This window comes from Georgenia sp. Z1491 (assembly GCF_049856175.1).
Taxonomy (GTDB): domain Bacteria; phylum Actinomycetota; class Actinomycetes; order Actinomycetales; family Actinomycetaceae; genus JB111.
This window is the reverse complement of the sequence record NZ_JBNDNA010000015.1, coordinates 37,730-53,015: the sequence shown is the minus strand read 5'-3', so window position 1 is coordinate 53,015 and position 15,286 is coordinate 37,730. Positions and strand designations below refer to the sequence as shown.

General features: G+C 73.7%; 14 protein-coding genes. 10 read left to right on the top strand and 4 right to left on the bottom strand.

Going from position 1 to position 15,286, the window contains the following annotated elements; genetic code table 11:
* The first annotated feature begins 70 nt into the window (after nt 1–70).
* Nucleotides 71–1,432 carry an aminotransferase class I/II-fold pyridoxal phosphate-dependent enzyme gene (locus tag ACPYO4_RS13875; protein ID WP_425709843.1) on the top strand — a complete coding sequence of 454 codons (1,362 nt, stop codon included), beginning with the start codon at nt 71–73 and terminating at the stop codon, nt 1,430–1,432.
* 7 nt (nt 1,433–1,439) lie between these two features.
* On the opposite strand, the gene ACPYO4_RS13870 is transcribed toward ACPYO4_RS13875, so the two are convergent.
* Complete coding sequence (locus ACPYO4_RS13870) at nt 1,440–2,240, bottom strand: UbiA family prenyltransferase (RefSeq protein ID WP_425709842.1); 801 nt, start codon at nt 2,238–2,240, stop codon at nt 1,440–1,442.
* Nucleotides 2,241–2,338: 98 nt separating this feature from the next.
* Here ACPYO4_RS13870 and ACPYO4_RS13865 point away from each other — a divergent pair, with 98 nt between their 5' ends.
* The 5 genes from ACPYO4_RS13865 to ACPYO4_RS13845 all read left to right on the top strand — a co-directional run bounded on the left by ACPYO4_RS13865 (nt 2,339) and on the right by ACPYO4_RS13845 (nt 6,420).
* Nucleotides 2,339–3,439 (top strand): type III polyketide synthase, encoded by a 1,101-nt coding sequence (locus tag ACPYO4_RS13865; protein ID WP_425709841.1) that lies wholly within the window; start codon nt 2,339–2,341, stop codon nt 3,437–3,439.
* On the top strand, nt 3,436–3,993 hold the full coding sequence (locus ACPYO4_RS13860) for an isoprenylcysteine carboxyl methyltransferase family protein (protein WP_425709840.1): 558 nt from the start codon (nt 3,436–3,438) through the stop codon (nt 3,991–3,993). The genes ACPYO4_RS13865 and ACPYO4_RS13860 overlap by 4 nt, the downstream gene beginning before the upstream one ends.
* Nucleotides 3,990–5,036: an NAD(P)/FAD-dependent oxidoreductase gene (locus ACPYO4_RS13855; RefSeq protein ID WP_425709839.1), complete on the top strand. Its 1,047-nt coding sequence runs from the start codon at nt 3,990–3,992 to the stop codon at nt 5,034–5,036. Before ACPYO4_RS13860 ends, ACPYO4_RS13855 begins: the two co-directional genes overlap by 4 nt.
* Before the next feature lie 177 nt (nt 5,037–5,213).
* Nucleotides 5,214–5,981 (top strand): GolD/DthD family dehydrogenase, encoded by a 768-nt coding sequence (locus ACPYO4_RS13850; RefSeq protein ID WP_425709838.1) that lies wholly within the window; start codon nt 5,214–5,216, stop codon nt 5,979–5,981.
* 148 nt (nt 5,982–6,129) lie between these two features.
* Nucleotides 6,130–6,420 carry a hypothetical protein gene (locus tag ACPYO4_RS13845; protein ID WP_425709837.1) on the top strand — a complete coding sequence of 97 codons (291 nt, stop codon included), beginning with the start codon at nt 6,130–6,132 and terminating at the stop codon, nt 6,418–6,420.
* Here the strand turns inward: ACPYO4_RS13845 and uidA are convergent.
* The gene (gene uidA / locus ACPYO4_RS13840; protein ID WP_425709836.1) at nt 6,411–8,219 is read right to left on the bottom strand and encodes a beta-glucuronidase; all 1,809 of its coding nucleotides are present in this window, start codon (nt 8,217–8,219) and stop codon (nt 6,411–6,413) included. The genes ACPYO4_RS13845 and uidA overlap by 10 nt on opposite strands.
* A gap of 115 nt (nt 8,220–8,334) precedes the next feature.
* On the opposite strand from uidA, the gene ACPYO4_RS13835 reads away from it, so the two are divergent.
* On the top strand, nt 8,335–9,090 hold the full coding sequence (locus tag ACPYO4_RS13835; RefSeq protein WP_425709835.1) for a hypothetical protein: 756 nt from the start codon (nt 8,335–8,337) through the stop codon (nt 9,088–9,090).
* Nucleotides 9,091–9,199: 109 nt separating this feature from the next.
* The gene (locus ACPYO4_RS13830; RefSeq protein ID WP_425709863.1) at nt 9,200–11,458 is read left to right on the top strand and encodes an alpha-glucosidase; all 2,259 of its coding nucleotides are present in this window, start codon (nt 9,200–9,202) and stop codon (nt 11,456–11,458) included.
* A gap of 90 nt (nt 11,459–11,548) precedes the next feature.
* On the opposite strand, the gene ACPYO4_RS13825 is transcribed toward ACPYO4_RS13830, so the two are convergent.
* A complete protein-coding gene (locus ACPYO4_RS13825; RefSeq protein WP_425709834.1) occupies nt 11,549–12,310 on the bottom strand; it encodes a YggS family pyridoxal phosphate-dependent enzyme in 762 nt (253 codons plus the stop codon).
* A 93-nt stretch (nt 12,311–12,403) separates the two neighbouring features.
* Here ACPYO4_RS13825 and galT point away from each other — a divergent pair, with 93 nt between their 5' ends.
* A complete protein-coding gene (galT, locus tag ACPYO4_RS13820) occupies nt 12,404–13,516 on the top strand; it encodes a galactose-1-phosphate uridylyltransferase (RefSeq protein ID WP_425709833.1) in 1,113 nt (370 codons plus the stop codon).
* Nucleotides 13,509–14,657, top strand: a complete 1,149-nt coding sequence (locus ACPYO4_RS13815) for a galactokinase (protein WP_425709832.1) — start codon at nt 13,509–13,511, stop codon at nt 14,655–14,657. Before galT ends, ACPYO4_RS13815 begins: the two co-directional genes overlap by 8 nt.
* A 34-nt stretch (nt 14,658–14,691) precedes the next feature.
* Here the strand turns inward: ACPYO4_RS13815 and ACPYO4_RS13810 are convergent, their stop codons facing one another.
* Nucleotides 14,692–15,285 (bottom strand): hypothetical protein, encoded by a 594-nt coding sequence (locus ACPYO4_RS13810; protein ID WP_425709831.1) that lies wholly within the window; start codon nt 15,283–15,285, stop codon nt 14,692–14,694.
* Nucleotide 15,286 lies beyond the last annotated feature (1 nt).

Genomic DNA, 15,286 nt, shown 5'->3' with positions numbered 1-15,286 from the left:
GATGTGTAGACACGGCCGATGATTGGCCTAGGTCAAAAGCGTAACCCGTCCGCCACTAGGCTCGGACCCGATGACGACAGGTGAGATCGCCGGGGCCGCCGCGGGGCAGACCTCGGCGGAGATCCGGGGCGGGACGGCGGCGGAGATCGTCGACAGCGTGCGCGACCTCGTGGAACGCGGCGGCCTGCGTCCGGGCGTGCAGCTCCCGTCGGTGCGGACGCTCGCCGACCGGCTCGGCGTCAACCGCAACACGGTCGTCGCCGCCTACCGCCAGCTCGGGCAGGCCGGGCTCGTCGTCACCCGCGGCCGGGCAGGCACGCAGGTGGCAGGTCGCTCCGCCGTCGCGCAGGAGGGCTACGCCGCAGACACCGTCCTGCGCGACGTCGCCACCGGCAACCCCGACCCCGCGCACGTCCCCGACCCCGGTCCGGCGCTCGCCGCCCTGTCGAGCAGGCCCGTGATGTACGGCGAGCCCGTCGTCGACGCCGGGCTCGAGGACCTGGCGCGCGGCTGGCTCGACCCCGACGTCGGGGCCGCGGGGGAGCGCCGCCTCACGGTGACGAGCGGGGCTTTCGACGCCGTCGAGCGCCTCCTGGCGCAGGCGCTGACCCGGGACGACGCCGTCGCGCTCGAGGACCCGTGCTTCCTGGCCACCATCCGCACCGTGCGGCTCGCCGGGTACCGGCCCGTCCCGGTGCCGGTGGATGCGGAGGGGATGACCGTCGACGGGCTGCGGGCCGCCCTCGAGAGCGGCGTCCGCGCCGTCGTGTGCACGCCCCGGGCGCAGAACCCCACCGGCGCGAGCCTGAGCGAGTCGCGCGCGGCCGCGCTGCGCGAGCTGCTCGCGGAGCACCCCTACGTGCTCGTCGTCGAGGACGACCACTACTCGCTGCTGTCCAGGCGGCCGTTCCGCACGATCGTCGGCCCGGACCACCGGCGCTGGGCCCTGATCCGGTCGGTCTCCAAGTTCCTCGGCCCCGACATGTCGCTGGCCCTGACCGCCACGGACCCCGAGACCGCCGACCGCCTCGCGATGCGCCTGAGCCCCGGCACCACGTGGGTCAGCCACATCCTCCAGCGCCTCGCGCACGCACTGCTCACCGACGACGCCGCCCGGCGCACCATCGAGCGCGCGGCCGTCCACTACGCCGACCGCAACGCGGCGTTCACCGCCCGCCTGGCCGCGCACGGCATCGACGTACCTGGCTCCGACGGCCTCAGCCTCTGGGTGCCGCTGCCCGGGCCCGCCCGCGACGTGTCGGAGCACCTCATGCGGCGCGGCTGGCTCGCCCGCACCGGGGACGAGTTCGCGATCGACGACGCCGACCCGTCCTGGCACCTGCGTCTGACCGTGCACCACCTCGACGACGACGCCGCGCAGGCCCTGGCGGACGACGTCGCGGCGGCCTGCGGAGCGGTGGCGGGTCGCTGAGCGGCGGTCAGCTCCGCGCGACGAGCAGGACGACGTCCAGGAGCGCGATGACCAGTGCCGCGCGGAACGGCGCCCGCCCGCCGAGCACGAGCGCGCCGACCGACAGCAGCACGCTCATGGCGAGGACCGCCCATCCCCACCACGGACCGGTGCCGGCGGGCCCGAGCACGACGACCGCCGTGCCGGCGACGAGCGCGACGACCGCCAGCACGCTCGAGCGGCGGGCGCCGAGGCGGTGCGGCAGCCCACGCACGCCGGTGCGCGCATCGTCGTCGAGGTCGGGCAGCGTGTTGAGCAGGTGCGCGCCGAACCCCAGGACCGAGCCGACGACCATCACCCACCACGGCGGCATCGCCGGCGGATCGAGGGCGAGCCAGGAGAACGCGGGTAGGAGCCCGAACGCCACCACGTACGGCAGCCACGACCACACGGTGCGTTTGAGCCCGAGGTTGTATGCCCACGCGGCGGCGACGAGGGTCAGGTGCACGAGTCCGGCGAGCAGACCGACCGCCAGGGACAGCGCGACGCAGGCCGCCGAGGCGAGAACCAGCGCGCGGCGCAGCGCCGCCCGCGTGATCTCGCCGGTGACGAGCGGCTTGTCCCGGCGAGCGGTCGCCACGTCGCGGTCGGCGTCGACGAGGTCGTTCGACCACCCCACCGTGAGCTGCCCGGCGAGCACCGCGGTCGCGACGAGTGCCGCCTGCCCGGCCGAGTGCCCGGCCGTGACGGCCAGCAGCGCGGCGAGCACCGTGACGGCCGCGGTCGGCCCGGGGTGGCACGCCCGGACGAGCGCGACGGCGGTCCGCATGGGCCGAGCGTAACCAGCCGCCCACGTTCCCCCGCCGGCTACTGGCGGCCGCCGGTCACCATCGGGCAGCTCGACTACTGCGGCGTTAGCCTGGCGGGATGACCAGCGTCGTCGCTGTCGAACCCGTGCTGCCGGAGCACCGCTACGCGCAGCAGCGGCTCGCGGACGCCCTGGTCGAGGTCATCGGCGTCGACGGCGCCACCGAGAAGCTGCTCCGCAGGATCCACGCGAACTGCGGCGTCGACCAGCGTCAGGTCGCTCTGCCGCTCGAGGAGTACGCGGCCCTGACAGACTTCGGCGCCGCGAACGACGCCTTCATCGGCGCCGCGCTGGAGCTCGGCTCCGAGGCGGTGACCGGCGCTCTCGAGCGCGCCGGGCTGCGGCCCGGGGACGTCGACCTCGTCGTCTCCACCACCGTCACCGGGCTCGCGGTGCCGTCGATCGAGGCACGCGTCGCCGCGCGCGTCGGACTTCGTGACGACGTCGTCCGGGTACCGATGATCGGGCTGGGCTGCATGGGTGGCGCGGCCGGCATCGCGCGCGTGCACGACCTGCTGAAGGGGCGCCCGCGGGGCGTCGCCGTCCTGCTCTCCGTCGAGCTGTGCTCCCTGACGATCCAGCGTGGCGACGCCTCCCCGGCCAACCTGGTGGCGAGCGGGCTGTTCGGCGACGGCGCCGCCGCCGTCGTCATGGTCGGCGACGAGCACCCGCTCGCGTCCGGCGACGGTGCCGCCGCGCTGGACAGCGCCGCCGGCCCCGTCGTCGTCGACAGCCTGAGCCGCCTGTACGGCGGCACGCAGGACGTCATGGGATGGGACGTGCGGTCGACCGGTCTGCGGATCGTCCTCGGCGCCGAGGTGCCCGACCTCGTCCGCGGCCACGTGGGTGAGGACGTCGCCGCGTTCCTTCGGGACCACGGGCTCGGCGTCCGTGACGTCGGCTGGTGGGTGTGCCACCCGGGCGGCCCCAAGGTCATCGACGCGCTGGTCGAGGCGCTCGGCCTCGGCCCCGAGGCGCTCGCGCTGACCACCGACTCGCTGCGGCGCGTCGGCAACATGTCCTCGGCGTCGGTGCTGCACATCCTGCGGGACACCCTCGACCGGCGACCGCCCGCGCCCGGCTCGTACGGGGTGATGATGGCGATGGGCCCGGGCTTCAGCCTCGAGGTCGTGCTGCTGCGCATGCCGGAGGCACCGTGACCGGGACGAGCCTGCTGCTCTTCACCGCGCTCGTGCTCACTGTCGGCGCGGAGCGTGTGGCCGAACTCGTCGTCGCCAGGCGCAACGCGCGCTGGAGCTTTGCGCGCGGGGGGCGCGAGCACGGGGTCGGCCACTACCCGGTGATGGTGGTGCTGCACACGGGGCTGCTGCTCGGGTGCCTCGTCGAGGTGTGGACGCTCCGCCCCGACTTCGTGCCCGTCCTGGGCTGGTCGATGCTCGCGCTCGCCCTGGCGGCGCAGGGTCTGCGCTGGTGGTGCATCGCCTCGCTGGGGCACCAGTGGAACACCCGGGTCATCATCGTCCCCGGCCTGACGCTCGTGGCCCGCGGGCCCTACCGGCTGCGGTGGCTCAGGCACCCGAACTACGTGGCCGTCGTCGTCGAGGGGTTCGCGCTGCCGCTCGTGCACACGGCGTGGGTCACGGCGCTCGTGTTCAGCGTGGCGAACGCGGCGCTGCTGACCGTGCGGATCCGCACCGAGAACCGGGCGCTGACCGAGCTCGGCGACCCGACCGGTGTGGCCGGCCCGTCGTGACCCTCGACCTGCTCGTCGCCGGTGGGGGACCCGCGGGCCTCGCGACCGCGCTGCTCGCCGCCCGGGCGGGCCTGAGCACGGTGGTGATCGAACCCCGGGCCGGCGTCATCGACAAGGCCTGCGGCGAGGGGCTCATGCCGGCCGCGCTCAGCCGGCTGCTCGATCTCGGGGTCGAGCCTGCGGGACGGGAGCTCCGGGGGATCCGTTACTGCGCGGGGACGGTCACCGCCGAGGCGGACTTCGCCGACGGCGCTCCCGGACGCGGGGTGCGTCGCACGATCCTGCACGCGGCCCTGCTCGACGCCGTGCGGGAGGCGGGCGTGCCGATCGAGGCCGGGCGTGTGCGCGACGTCGTGGCGCACCGGGAGGGTGTCGTGGCCGACGGGCGCCCGGCGCGTCACCTCGTCGTGGCTGACGGGCTGCACTCGCCCCTGCGGCGAGCGCTGGGACTGGACGCGGCGGTCCGCGGCCCGCGCCGCTACGGGCTGCGGCAGCACGTGGCGGTGGCGCCCTGGACCGATCGGGTCGAGGTGCACTGGGCCGCCGACGCCGAGGCGTACGTGACGCCCGTCGGACCGGACGAGGTCGGGATCGCGATCCTCACCTCGACGCGGCGACCTTATGCGGAGCACCTCGCGGCGTTCCCGGAGCTGGTCGAACGCATCGGCGGCCCGGGTGCGGGCGGGGGAGGCCCACGTTCGTCCGTGCGCGGCGCGGGCCCGCTCGGGCAAGCCTCGCGGCGCCGGGTGGCCGGCCGGACGCTGCTGGTCGGTGACGCCAGCGGCTACGTCGACGCGCTCACGGGGGAGGGGCTGTCCCTCGCCCTGGCGCAGGCCGAGGCGGCGGTAGGCGCAGTGGTCGACGACGACCCGGAGCGGTACGAGCGGGAGTGGCGGCGGATCGTGCGCCGCCACCGGATTCTCACCCGGGCGCTGCTGACCGCGACCGGCGTGCCGGCCGTCCGACGACGGCTCGTGCCGCTCGCGCGCGCCCTCCCCGGCGTGTTCGGCGCGGCCGTCCGCGAGGTCGGCCGGGTGGGGTGAGCGACGTCGTCGGTGCTCGGCGCTCGGGGCTCGGGGCTCAGGGCTCGGCGCTCGGGGGCGTCCGGCGCGGGCCGTGAGCCGCGACGGTGCAGCGCCGGCTCCCGGATGAGACGGTGGGAGTGGCGCCGGTCGAGTGCCGGTCGCCGCGTCATCGCCGCCCGACCGAAGGAGACCCCCGTGTCCGAGACAGCTCCCACCGTCGACCTCGACTTCAACCTGGCAGGAAAGGTCGCTCTCGTCACTGGCGGCGCCGCCGGCATCGGCTCCGCGATCGTCGACGCGTATGCCGCCAAGGGTGCGCGTATCGCCGTCCTCGATCTCGACGGCGATGCCGCAGCCGCGAAGGTGGCCGACCTCGACGGCGGCGTGTCCCAGCAGTGCGACGTCTCCGACGAGGCCTCCGTCCGGCGGGCCGTGGACGCCGTCGTCGCCGAGACCGGCCGCATCGACATCCTCGTCAACAGCGCCGGCGTCGCGCTCCTCGGCCCCGCCGAGGAACTCTCCGTCGACGACTTCCGCACGACGATCAACATCAACCTCACGGGCTTGTTCGTCGTCGCGCAGGCCGTCGCCCGCCACATGCTCGAGGCCGGTCAGGGACGCGTCATCAACATGGCGTCCCAGGGCGGGAGCGTGGCGCTCGACCAGCACGTGGCGTACGGCGCCTCGAAGTTCGGCGTCATCGGCCTGACGAAGAACCTCGCCAACGAGTGGGGCGGCCGCGGGGTCACGGTCAACACGATCTCGCCGACCGTCGTCCTGACCGACATGGGCCGCAAGGCGTGGGCGGGCCCGAAGGGTGACGCGCACAAGGCCGAGATCCCGAACGGCCGGTTCGCGTACCCCGAGGAGATCGCCGCGGCCGCCGTGTTCCTCGCCTCCGACGCCTCGGCGATGATCAACGGCGCCGACCTCGTCGTCGACGGCGGGTTCACGATCCGCTGATGCGACGGCGGTCCCGCGAGGCTGGGGAGCAGCGGTGCCCGGCCGCGCCAGACGTGGTCCGGCCCACATCGCCCCGGCGCCGGGACGTTGTCCACAGCCGGGCGGCCGCCCCTCGATCGGGCCCGCGGACGGGGCTACTGTCGTGGGCATGACGTCGACGAGCATCGAGCAGAAGGTGCGCCAGCTGGACAACGACGTCGAGGCCATCTACGAGATGCTCTCGACCATTTCCCTCACCCAGCGGCGTCACACCAACCGCCTGGGCGAGATCAGCAACGACATCACCGCACACGGCGCTCGGCTCGACTCGATCGAGTCCAAGGTCGATGCGGTCGATGGCCGTGTGGGGTCGGTGGAGTCGAAGGTGGGCACGGTCGACACCAAGGTAGACGCGGTCGACACCAAGCTCGATCGCGTACTGGAGCTGCTTCAGCCCTGACGGTCGGCCGCGAGCCAGCGCCTGCGCAGGGCGTGCGCGGCGGTCTTCGGGCGGCGGTCACGGGTGAAGACGCCCTTCTTGTTGCCGCCGACCCGCATGACGCCGGCCTTCGTGGCGAAGTCGGCGAAGTTCCACACGTGCTCGCCGATGACGGCGTCGATCGAGTCGAACACCTTGTGGTTCATCTCCAGGTACGCGACCTGGTACTCCTCGCTCCACGGCTCTGCCGGCTCCGAGTGGAGTCCGGCCAGGGTGTCTGCGCCGTACTCGGTGACGATGATCGGCTTGCCGTCGCCCGCCCAGGCCTCCAGCTCAGCCGTCCATGCGCGCTCGGCGGCCGCCAGCTCCCCGGTGTGCACGTACCACCCGTAGTAGCGGTTGAGCATGAGGACGTCGGCGAACTGCGAGACCCGGCACTTCCCGTGGGGCGCGAGCATGACGTTGACGAAACCCACCGGGCGCGTCGGGTCCAGCTCGCGCGTGAGCGCGAACAGCGGCCGGAAGTAGTCCTCGGCCGGCTCCGTGTCCGACTCGGGCTCGTTGGCGATCGACCACAGCACGACGCTCGGGTGGTTCTTGTCCCGGTGGATCAGCTCCCGGATCGCCTGGGCGTGCACCTCGCGGCTCTCGTCGTTGATCGTCTCCGGTGAGAAGGTCGTGTAGCCCTGGGCGCCGAAGATCCCGCCGCCCAGGCCCATGTTCTGCCCGACGGCGGCGACCTCGTCGATGACCACCAGCCCGTGGCGGTCCGCGTGATCGAGCACGTCCTGGCTGTAGGGATAGTGCGACGTGCGCAGCGAGTTCGCCCCGATCCAGTGCAGCAGCTCGGTGTCATGGACGAGGTGGGCGTCCGAGTGCCCCTTGCCGATGACGTCGTGGTCCTCGTGCATGCCGAAGCCCCGGACGTAGAAGGGCTCCCCGTTGATGAGGAGCTCGGTGCCGCGCACCTCGACCGTGCGGATCCCGACGCTCTGGTGGTAGCTGTCGAGCACCTCCTCGCCGTCGACGATGCGCACCTCGAGGTCGTAGAGGTAGCCGTCGCCCGGCGCCCACCTGTGGACGTCGGGCACGGTGAGGGTGCCCGACGCACTGCCGGCGACGAGTGCCGCGTCCCCCTCCTCGACGACTCGGCCTGCGGTGTCGCGCAGGATGGCGGCAACCGTCGGTGTGGCCTGGGACGACGCGCGGACGGACCAGTCGACCGTACCCGTGGAGCCGTCCAGGCCGGTGACGACGGTGACGTCGGTGACGTGGTCGTGCGGCGTCGCGTGGAGCCGGACGGAGCGGTGCAGACCTGCGTAGTTGAAGAAGTCGTGCCAGTAGGTCTGGCGGCGTCCGTCCTCGGTGTCCTCGACGACGCCCGGCGGGATCGACCGGAAGCTCAGCTCGTTGTTGACCACGACCGTCAGGCGGAACGTCCCACCGGGGGTGACGTGCTCGGTGACGTCCGCCTCGAACGGCGTGTAGCCGCCCTCGTGGGAGACGACCTCGACGTCGTCGACCCAGACGGTCGCGCGGTGCGTGGCCGACTCCAGGTGCAGGACGATCCGCTCGCCCGCCCAGCCGCGCGGCACCCGGACGGTGCGCTGGTACCAGGCGTCGCCGACGTGGTTCTTGACGGCCGGGTCCGGCACAAGGTCGTTGTAGCTGGCGGGCACGGCCATGTCGCGGGCGTCGGGGAGCGGGCCGGCGAACCAGTGCTCGTCCCGGCCGCGGCCGTCAGGGTCGAGGGCGAAGTCCCAGATCCCGTCGAGTCGGCGCGAGTCTCGGGTGGCCGTGTCCTGCGGGCGGATCGTCATGGCGTCCCTTTCGTCGATCGTGTCGTGCCCAGGGTCCCCGCCAGTGTGTCGCGGGGCTGCGCCTGCCGCATGACAGGGGGCGACGCTTGAGCGAGCGGTGCAGGATGGAGAAATGGTGGACGAGCCGCACGACGCCGAGCAGGACGTCGATCGCGAAGTGGGCAGCCGCTTCGTCTGGGTGGAGGACGAGGTCACGATCACCTCGACCGCGCGCTCGATCCAGAAGCGGAAGGGCAGGGTCGACGCCGAGGTCGTGGCGGCAGTCGTACCCCTGTTGTCGCACGAGCGGCGAGTGTTCCACTCGGAGGCGGACTTTCAGTTCGCCCTCGGGATGGCCGTACGGGAGGAGACGGGGGCGCGTGTCCGGCTCGAGGTCGCTGTGAAGCCGGGTGTGCATCTCGACATGATGGTCACCGACTCGCAGACCGGCGCTCAGACGGCGGTGGAGCTCAAGTACCTCAAGGCCGCATGGCGTGGAACTGTCGACGACGAGCAGTATCAGCTGCCTGGTCACGACGCTCGGGACCTCGGCGGCTACGACTGCCTCAAGGACCTACGACGCAACGAGGACTTCGTGGCCGTGGAACAGGGGCGTTCCGCGCTGCTCGTTGTCCTCACCAACGACCCCGGCTACTGGTCGCCCCCTAAGAATGGCGGGACGACGAACGCCGAGGACTTCCGGATCCACGAGGGGGCGGTCATCGAAGGTGTCCGCGAGTGGGGGCCGGGCGCCGGTCCGGGCACGAAGAGCGGCGGCCGCGCAGCACCGATCGAGCTCCGCGGCACGTACCAGCCCCGGTGGCACGACTACTCCCGGCTCGACGGCCCGCGCGGCCTGTTCCGGTACACGACCCTAATCACGCGAACCTGACGGGAGATTGACCGATCAGCAGCGGCGATCCGAGCTACCCCGCCACGTACGATGTCTCGCGGTGCCCGATGGCGGGCGTTCACCGAGAATCGACGGAGCGCCCGTGCAGATGAGCCCACCGCGCAGGCAAATCAGGCGTCGCTGGATCGTCGTCGGCGTTCTCGGTCTGGTCATCGTGCTTGTGACCGCCGGCGTCCTGTGGCGCCTGCCGCCGCCGGCCACCGACCTCGCCGATCCGCCGCGGGGCGAGCTCGACGCCGGGGCCGGTGGCACGTGGGAGGTCGGGGGGTTCACCGTCGTCGTGGACGACGGCCTCACCGTCACGCACCCGGCCGCGGACGGGCCGGTCTGGTCCACGCCCGCGGGGGGCGCCTTCCTCACGGCCGCCGACGGCGATGCCACCTACCGCGACGACGTCGGACTGCTGAGGATCGCCGACGAGCACGAGGCGACCTGGACCGAGCAGAGCCTGACCGATGCCACGCTCGACGGCGAGGAGCTCCGGCTCAGCGGGCGGCTGAGCGGCGACGAGGGCGAGATCGGGTGGGAGCTCACGCTCGCCCAGGGGGCCGAGGAACGGCTCGACGTCGATGCCCGCCTCGTGACCCAGGGGCCCGCGCCGACCCGCCTCTACCTCACCGCTGCGCTCGCCGACGAGGAGAGCGTCCACGGCCTCGGTGCCCAGAGCGGCGAGTTCGACCTGCGCGGCCGACGCGTCCCCCTGATCTCTCGCGAGCAGGGTGTGGGGCGCGGGAACCAGCCGCTCTCCTTCGCCGTCGACATGGCCGAGGCGGCCGCGGGCGGGCAGGACACCACCTACCTCGTCAGCGGCGTCAACGTCACGAGCCGCGCGCGGAGCCTGGCCTACCGGGGCGGCCGGATCGCGAGCGTCGACCTCACCGGCGACGAGCTCGTGTGGGAGGTCTGGTCGGAGGAGGCGTCCTTCTCGGTCGCTGCCGCGGGGACGCCGCTCGAGGCCGTCGAGATCCAGTCCGGGTGGGCCGGGGCCGCCGAACCGCCGCCGGACTGGACGCAGGAGGGCGCCGTCGTCGGCCTGCAGGGCGGGACGGAGGAGGTGCGCGCGGAGCTGGAGGTGCTCCGGGGCGCCGGCGTGCCGGTCGCCGCCGTGTGGCTGCAGGACTGGACGGGTCGACGGGTGACCTCATTCGGTGACCGCCTCCAGTGGAACTGGGTGCTCGACGAGGAGCGCTACCCCGGATGGGACGAGCTCGTCGAGGAGCTGGCGGCTGACGGCATCCGCGTCCTCACCTACACCAACGCCTTCCTCTCCGCCGACAGCGGGGCCGCAGCCGCCGACCGTGGCGACCGGGACCTGCACGCTGAGGCAACCGAGCTCGGCCACCTCGTCGTCGGCCGTGACGGTGAGGTCGTCGAGCTCGACCAGCAGGGCTTCACCGCCGCCATGGTGGACCTGACCAGCCCGGAGGCCCGCGAGTGGATCGCCCAGGCGATCGCCGACGAGGTCGCAGGCGCGGGGGCGTCGGGCTGGATGGCGGACTTCGCCGAGGGCCCGCCGCCGGACGCCGTCCTGGCCGGCGGGACCGGCGAGGAGTGGCGGGCCGCATGGCCCGTGCTGTGGCAGGAGGTCAACAACCGCGCGCTCGAGCTGGCCGGTCTCGCCGAGGAGGGCCTCGTCTGGCACCGCAGCGGGCACTCCGCGTCCTCGGGATCCGCCGACGCGCTCTGGCTCGGCGACCAGCTCCAGGACTGGTCGGCCGAGGACGGGCTCGCCTCCGTGCCGGCGATGCTGCACGCCACTGCGGCGAGCGGGATGGCGCAGATGCACTCCGACGTCGGCGGCTACACCAGCCTCGCCCTGCCCGTGGTGCCGGACATCGGACGCGACGCCGAGCTCCTCGCCCGGTGGGGCGAGGCCTCCGTGCTCGGTCCGGTCTTCCGGACCCACGAGGGCAACCGGCCCGCCGACGTGGTCCAGGCCGCCGGCTCCGGCGAGACCGCCGAGGTGCTCGCATCGTCGGCGCGGCTGTTCGTCGCCCTCGGGCCGGAGCGCGCGCGGCTGACGGCGGAAGATCCGCTCGGGGCCGCCCAGCACCACCCGTGGATGGTGCACGGCGGCGACGAGCTGCTGGAGCAGGCCGGCGCGGAGCTCGCCATGGGGCCGGACGTGGTGCTCGCCCCGGTGCTGGAGCCGGGGGAGGACAGTGTCGACGTCGTGCTCCCGCCCGGCCGGTGGGTGCACGTCTGGAGCGGCGACGTGTACGGCGAGGACTCAGGTGTTGCCGAGGTCGAGGTCGACGCACCGATCGGTGAGCCGGCCCTGTTCGTGCGCGAGGGGAGCGCGGTGGCCGAGGAGACGGCGGCGTTCGTCGCTGCGGAGCGCGGCTGAGACCTGCGGGACGATCGGCGGGCACGTGCGGGGCAGAACCCCGCTCACTCGCGGGGCGGACCCGCGCTCATTCGTCGGGCGGAACCCCGCTCACTCGTGAGGATCGGGGCGGGCAGGCGCGGGGCGGGGGCCGAAGACCGCCGTGCCGACGCGGACGATCGTGGCGCCGGCGGCCACGGCCGGCTCGATGTCGCCCGACATCCCCATGCTCAGCTCGAGCGCGCCGAGCCCGCCGACCTCCTGACCGATGCGCTCGCGCAGCTCGGCGAGCTCGGTGTACGAGGCGCGCACGAGCCCGGCGTCGGGACTGTTCGCGCCGATCGTCATCAGACCGGTGAGCCGCAGGTGCGGGCGCTCGCCGACGTACGCGGCGAGGTCGACGGCCGACTCCGGGTCGACGCCGTGCTTGGTCGGCTCGCGGGAGGTGTTGACCTGGATCATGACGTCGAGCGGCCGCGGCTGCCGACGCGGGCCGATACCCTCACCGGCGTCGAGGCGGCGCCCGACGGCCTCGTCGATCTTCCGCGCCCGCCTGGTCGACTCGATCGACTGCACGCACGTCGTCCACGGCAGGGCCGCGTTGATCTTGTTCGACTGCAGGTGCCCGATGAGGTGCATCTCGTGGCCCAGCACGTCCGGGGCGGACAGCGCGGGCCCGGAGCCCGCGAGCTCGTCGACCCGGTTGTGGCCGAGGACCGTCGCGCCGGCGTCGAGCGCGGCCAGGATCTCCTCCGTCGGCTGCGTCTTCACCGCGACCAGGATGCGCACCTCCCGCGGGTCTCGGCCGGCGTCGGTCGCCGCGGACACCACGCGCTCGCGCACGGCGCGCATCCGCGCGGTCAGGTCGGTCATCGGGGCACCATATCGCCGCCGGGGCGTCCGGTCCGACGCTCTCCGTCGGCGAAGCGGTAGCGTCGTCGCCCGACACCCCAGGTGAGGACGGGCATGACGACGATGACGCGGACGACGCTCGCGGACGGCCGCGAGCTGATCTACTTCGATGCGCACGGTGCACCCCGGCGGGAGCCCGGCCCGGACCGGCGGCCGCTCGACCCGCGCCCCGCCACGCCCCGGCTGCGACGAGACCCGCTCACCGGCGACTGGATCACCGTGGCGACGGCGCGGCAGGGCCGGGCGCACCTGCCGCCGCCCGAGTTCGACCCGCTCGCACCGCAGGCGCCCACCAACCCGAGCGAGATCCCGGACGACTACGAGGTGGCGGTGTTCGAGAACCGCTCGCCCTCCTTCGGGCCGGGACTCGGCGAGGCGGAGGAGACCCACGGGCTCGAACGGGCGAGGGACGCGTTCGGCAGGTGCGAGGTCGTCTGCTTCAGCCCCGACCGCACGGGCTCGTTCGCCACGCAGACGGAGGCCCGGGCCCGCACGATCATCGACGCCTGGGCGCAGCGCACCGAGGAGCTCGGCGCGATGGAGGGCGTCGAGCAGGTCTTCGTGTTCGAGAACAGGGGGGTCGAGATCGGCGTGACCCTGCACCATCCGCACGGTCAGATCTACGCCTACCCCTACGTCACGCCTCGCACGCGGCTGCTGCTCGACCGGGTCCGGGAGCACGGCGGCGACCTCCAGGGCGACGTGCTCGAGCGCGAGCTGGCGGGACCGCGCGTCGTGGCCCGGACCGAGAGGTGGGTGGCCTACGTGCCCTTCGCCGCCCGCTGGCCGATCGAGCTCCACGTCCAGCCCCGGCGCAAGGTCCCCGACCTCGCGGCCACCGACGACGCCGAGCGCGACGAGCTCGCCGGCCTCTCCTTACGGCTGCTGCGCGCGGTCGACGCGCTCTACGACACCCCGACGCCGTACATCGCCGCGTGGCACCAGGCGCCGGTGCGCGAGGGGCGCGACGACGTCCGCCTGACCTGGCAGATCACGTCGCCGCGGCGGGCGGCGGACCGGCTCAAGTACCTCGCGGGCTCCGAGGCCGCGATGGGCGCCTGGGTGGGCGACGTCGTCCCGGAGGCCGGCGCCGAGCGTCTCCGTGAGGCCCTGGCACGGGTCGACGCCGACAGGGCGGCCCAGCGCGGGGGTGAGGCGGGTGCGTGAGGAGTTCGCCGCGGCGTTCGGTCGCGAGCCGCTCGGGATCTGGTCGGCCCCCGGGCGCGTCAACCTCGTCGGCGAGCACACCGACTACAACGGCGGCGCCAGCCTCCCGTTCGCCATCGACCGCAGGGCCCGGATCGCCGTGGCCCCGCGGGAGGACCGGGTGGTGCGGGCCGGCACGACTTTCTCCCCGGGCGTCGTCACCCACGACGTCGGGGCTCTCGCAGGTGGAGCGGAGCGCCCGACCGGGTGGAGCGCCTACGCGCTGGGGGTGGTGTGGGCGCTCGGCGAGGTGCGTGCGCTCGACGTCCTGCCCGGGTTCGACGCCTGGATCGACTCCGACGTCCCCGTCGGTGTCGGCGTCTCGTCCTCCGCTGCGATCGAGGCCGCCGTGTGTGTCGCGCTCGACGCGCTCTGGGGCCTGGGCCTCGACCGGCCGACAATGGTGCGCGTGTGCCAGCGGGCCGAGAACGTCGTGGCCGGAGCACCGACCGGCACGCTCGACCAGTCCGCGGCGTTGCTCACCCGCGCCGGCGCCGGCATCCTGCTCGACTTCGGCCGGGGCACGGTGGCAGAGGTGCCCCTCGACCTCGTCGGGGCGGGACTCGAGGTCCTCGTCGTCGACTCGACGGTGCGGCACGACCATGCCACCGGCGGCTACCGGGAGCGCCGGGCCGAGTGCGAGCGGGCGGCGGAGCTCGCCGGCGTCGAGCACCTGGCGCAGGTCGCTCCCGGCGACGTGGCCGGTTGGGCGGGACGGATGCCCGACGCCGAGCACCGCCGGATGCGGCACGTCGTGACCGACACCGCCCGCTGCCACGAGGTCGCACGCCTCCTGGGGGAGGGGGCACCCCGGGCGGTCGGCCCGCTCCTCACCGAGGCGCACGCCTCCCTGCGGGACGATTTCGAGGTCTCGGTGCCCGCGATCGACGCCGCCGTCGACGCCGCGGTCGCCGCCGGCGCGCACGGTGCCAGGCTCACCGGGGGCGGCTTCGGCGGGGCGTCCATCGCGCTGGTGGACGCGTCCGAGGCCGAGCGCATCGCGTCCGAGGTCGACGAGGCGGTGGTACGGGCGGGCTTCCCACGTCCCGAGATCTTCCCCGTCGTGCCGAGCGGCGGCGCGCGCCGGGACGGCCTCGGCTGAACGATCGGTCGACCGCACGAGGCGGGCCGGCGGCTCAGTCGTCGAGCAGCCAGTGGTGGCGCATCCCCAGCGCGCGCTCGAGCGCGGCGAGGGCGCCGCCGATGGTCAGGAGCGTGTTCAGCCAGCCGGGGAGCGACACCGGCGAGGTGAAGTCGAACCATCCCGTCCAGACGCTCACCAGCTGGAGCAGCTGGGGGGCCTGCAGGATCAGCGCGATGACGAGGAGCGTCCACGACGCCGCCACAAGGAGCCGGCTCAGCCCGGGCTGCTGGCGCTCGAGGTCGGCCCGCCAGCGCTCCCCGGTGCCGGGTCGCGGCTCGAGCCGGATCTCGTTCCCCACGGCGTCGACGAGGTGCGCGCGCCTGATCCCGTACATGCTCCAGGCGACCTCGACGCGGTGCCGGGGCGGGATCTCGAAGGTGGACCGACCGCGCTGGATGCGGTCCTGCGTACCGTCGCGGTACAGACGAACCTTTTCGTCGAGGTCGAACAGGTCGACGTCGACGTCCCACGTGACGCCGAAGACCGTGATCCCGAGCTGGGAGCGCCAGAGCCACTGCCACCCGGTCACCCGACGCAGCGCGCTGCCGTCGCCCGGTTGCTCACCCTTCGGTCCGTTCCTCGCCATG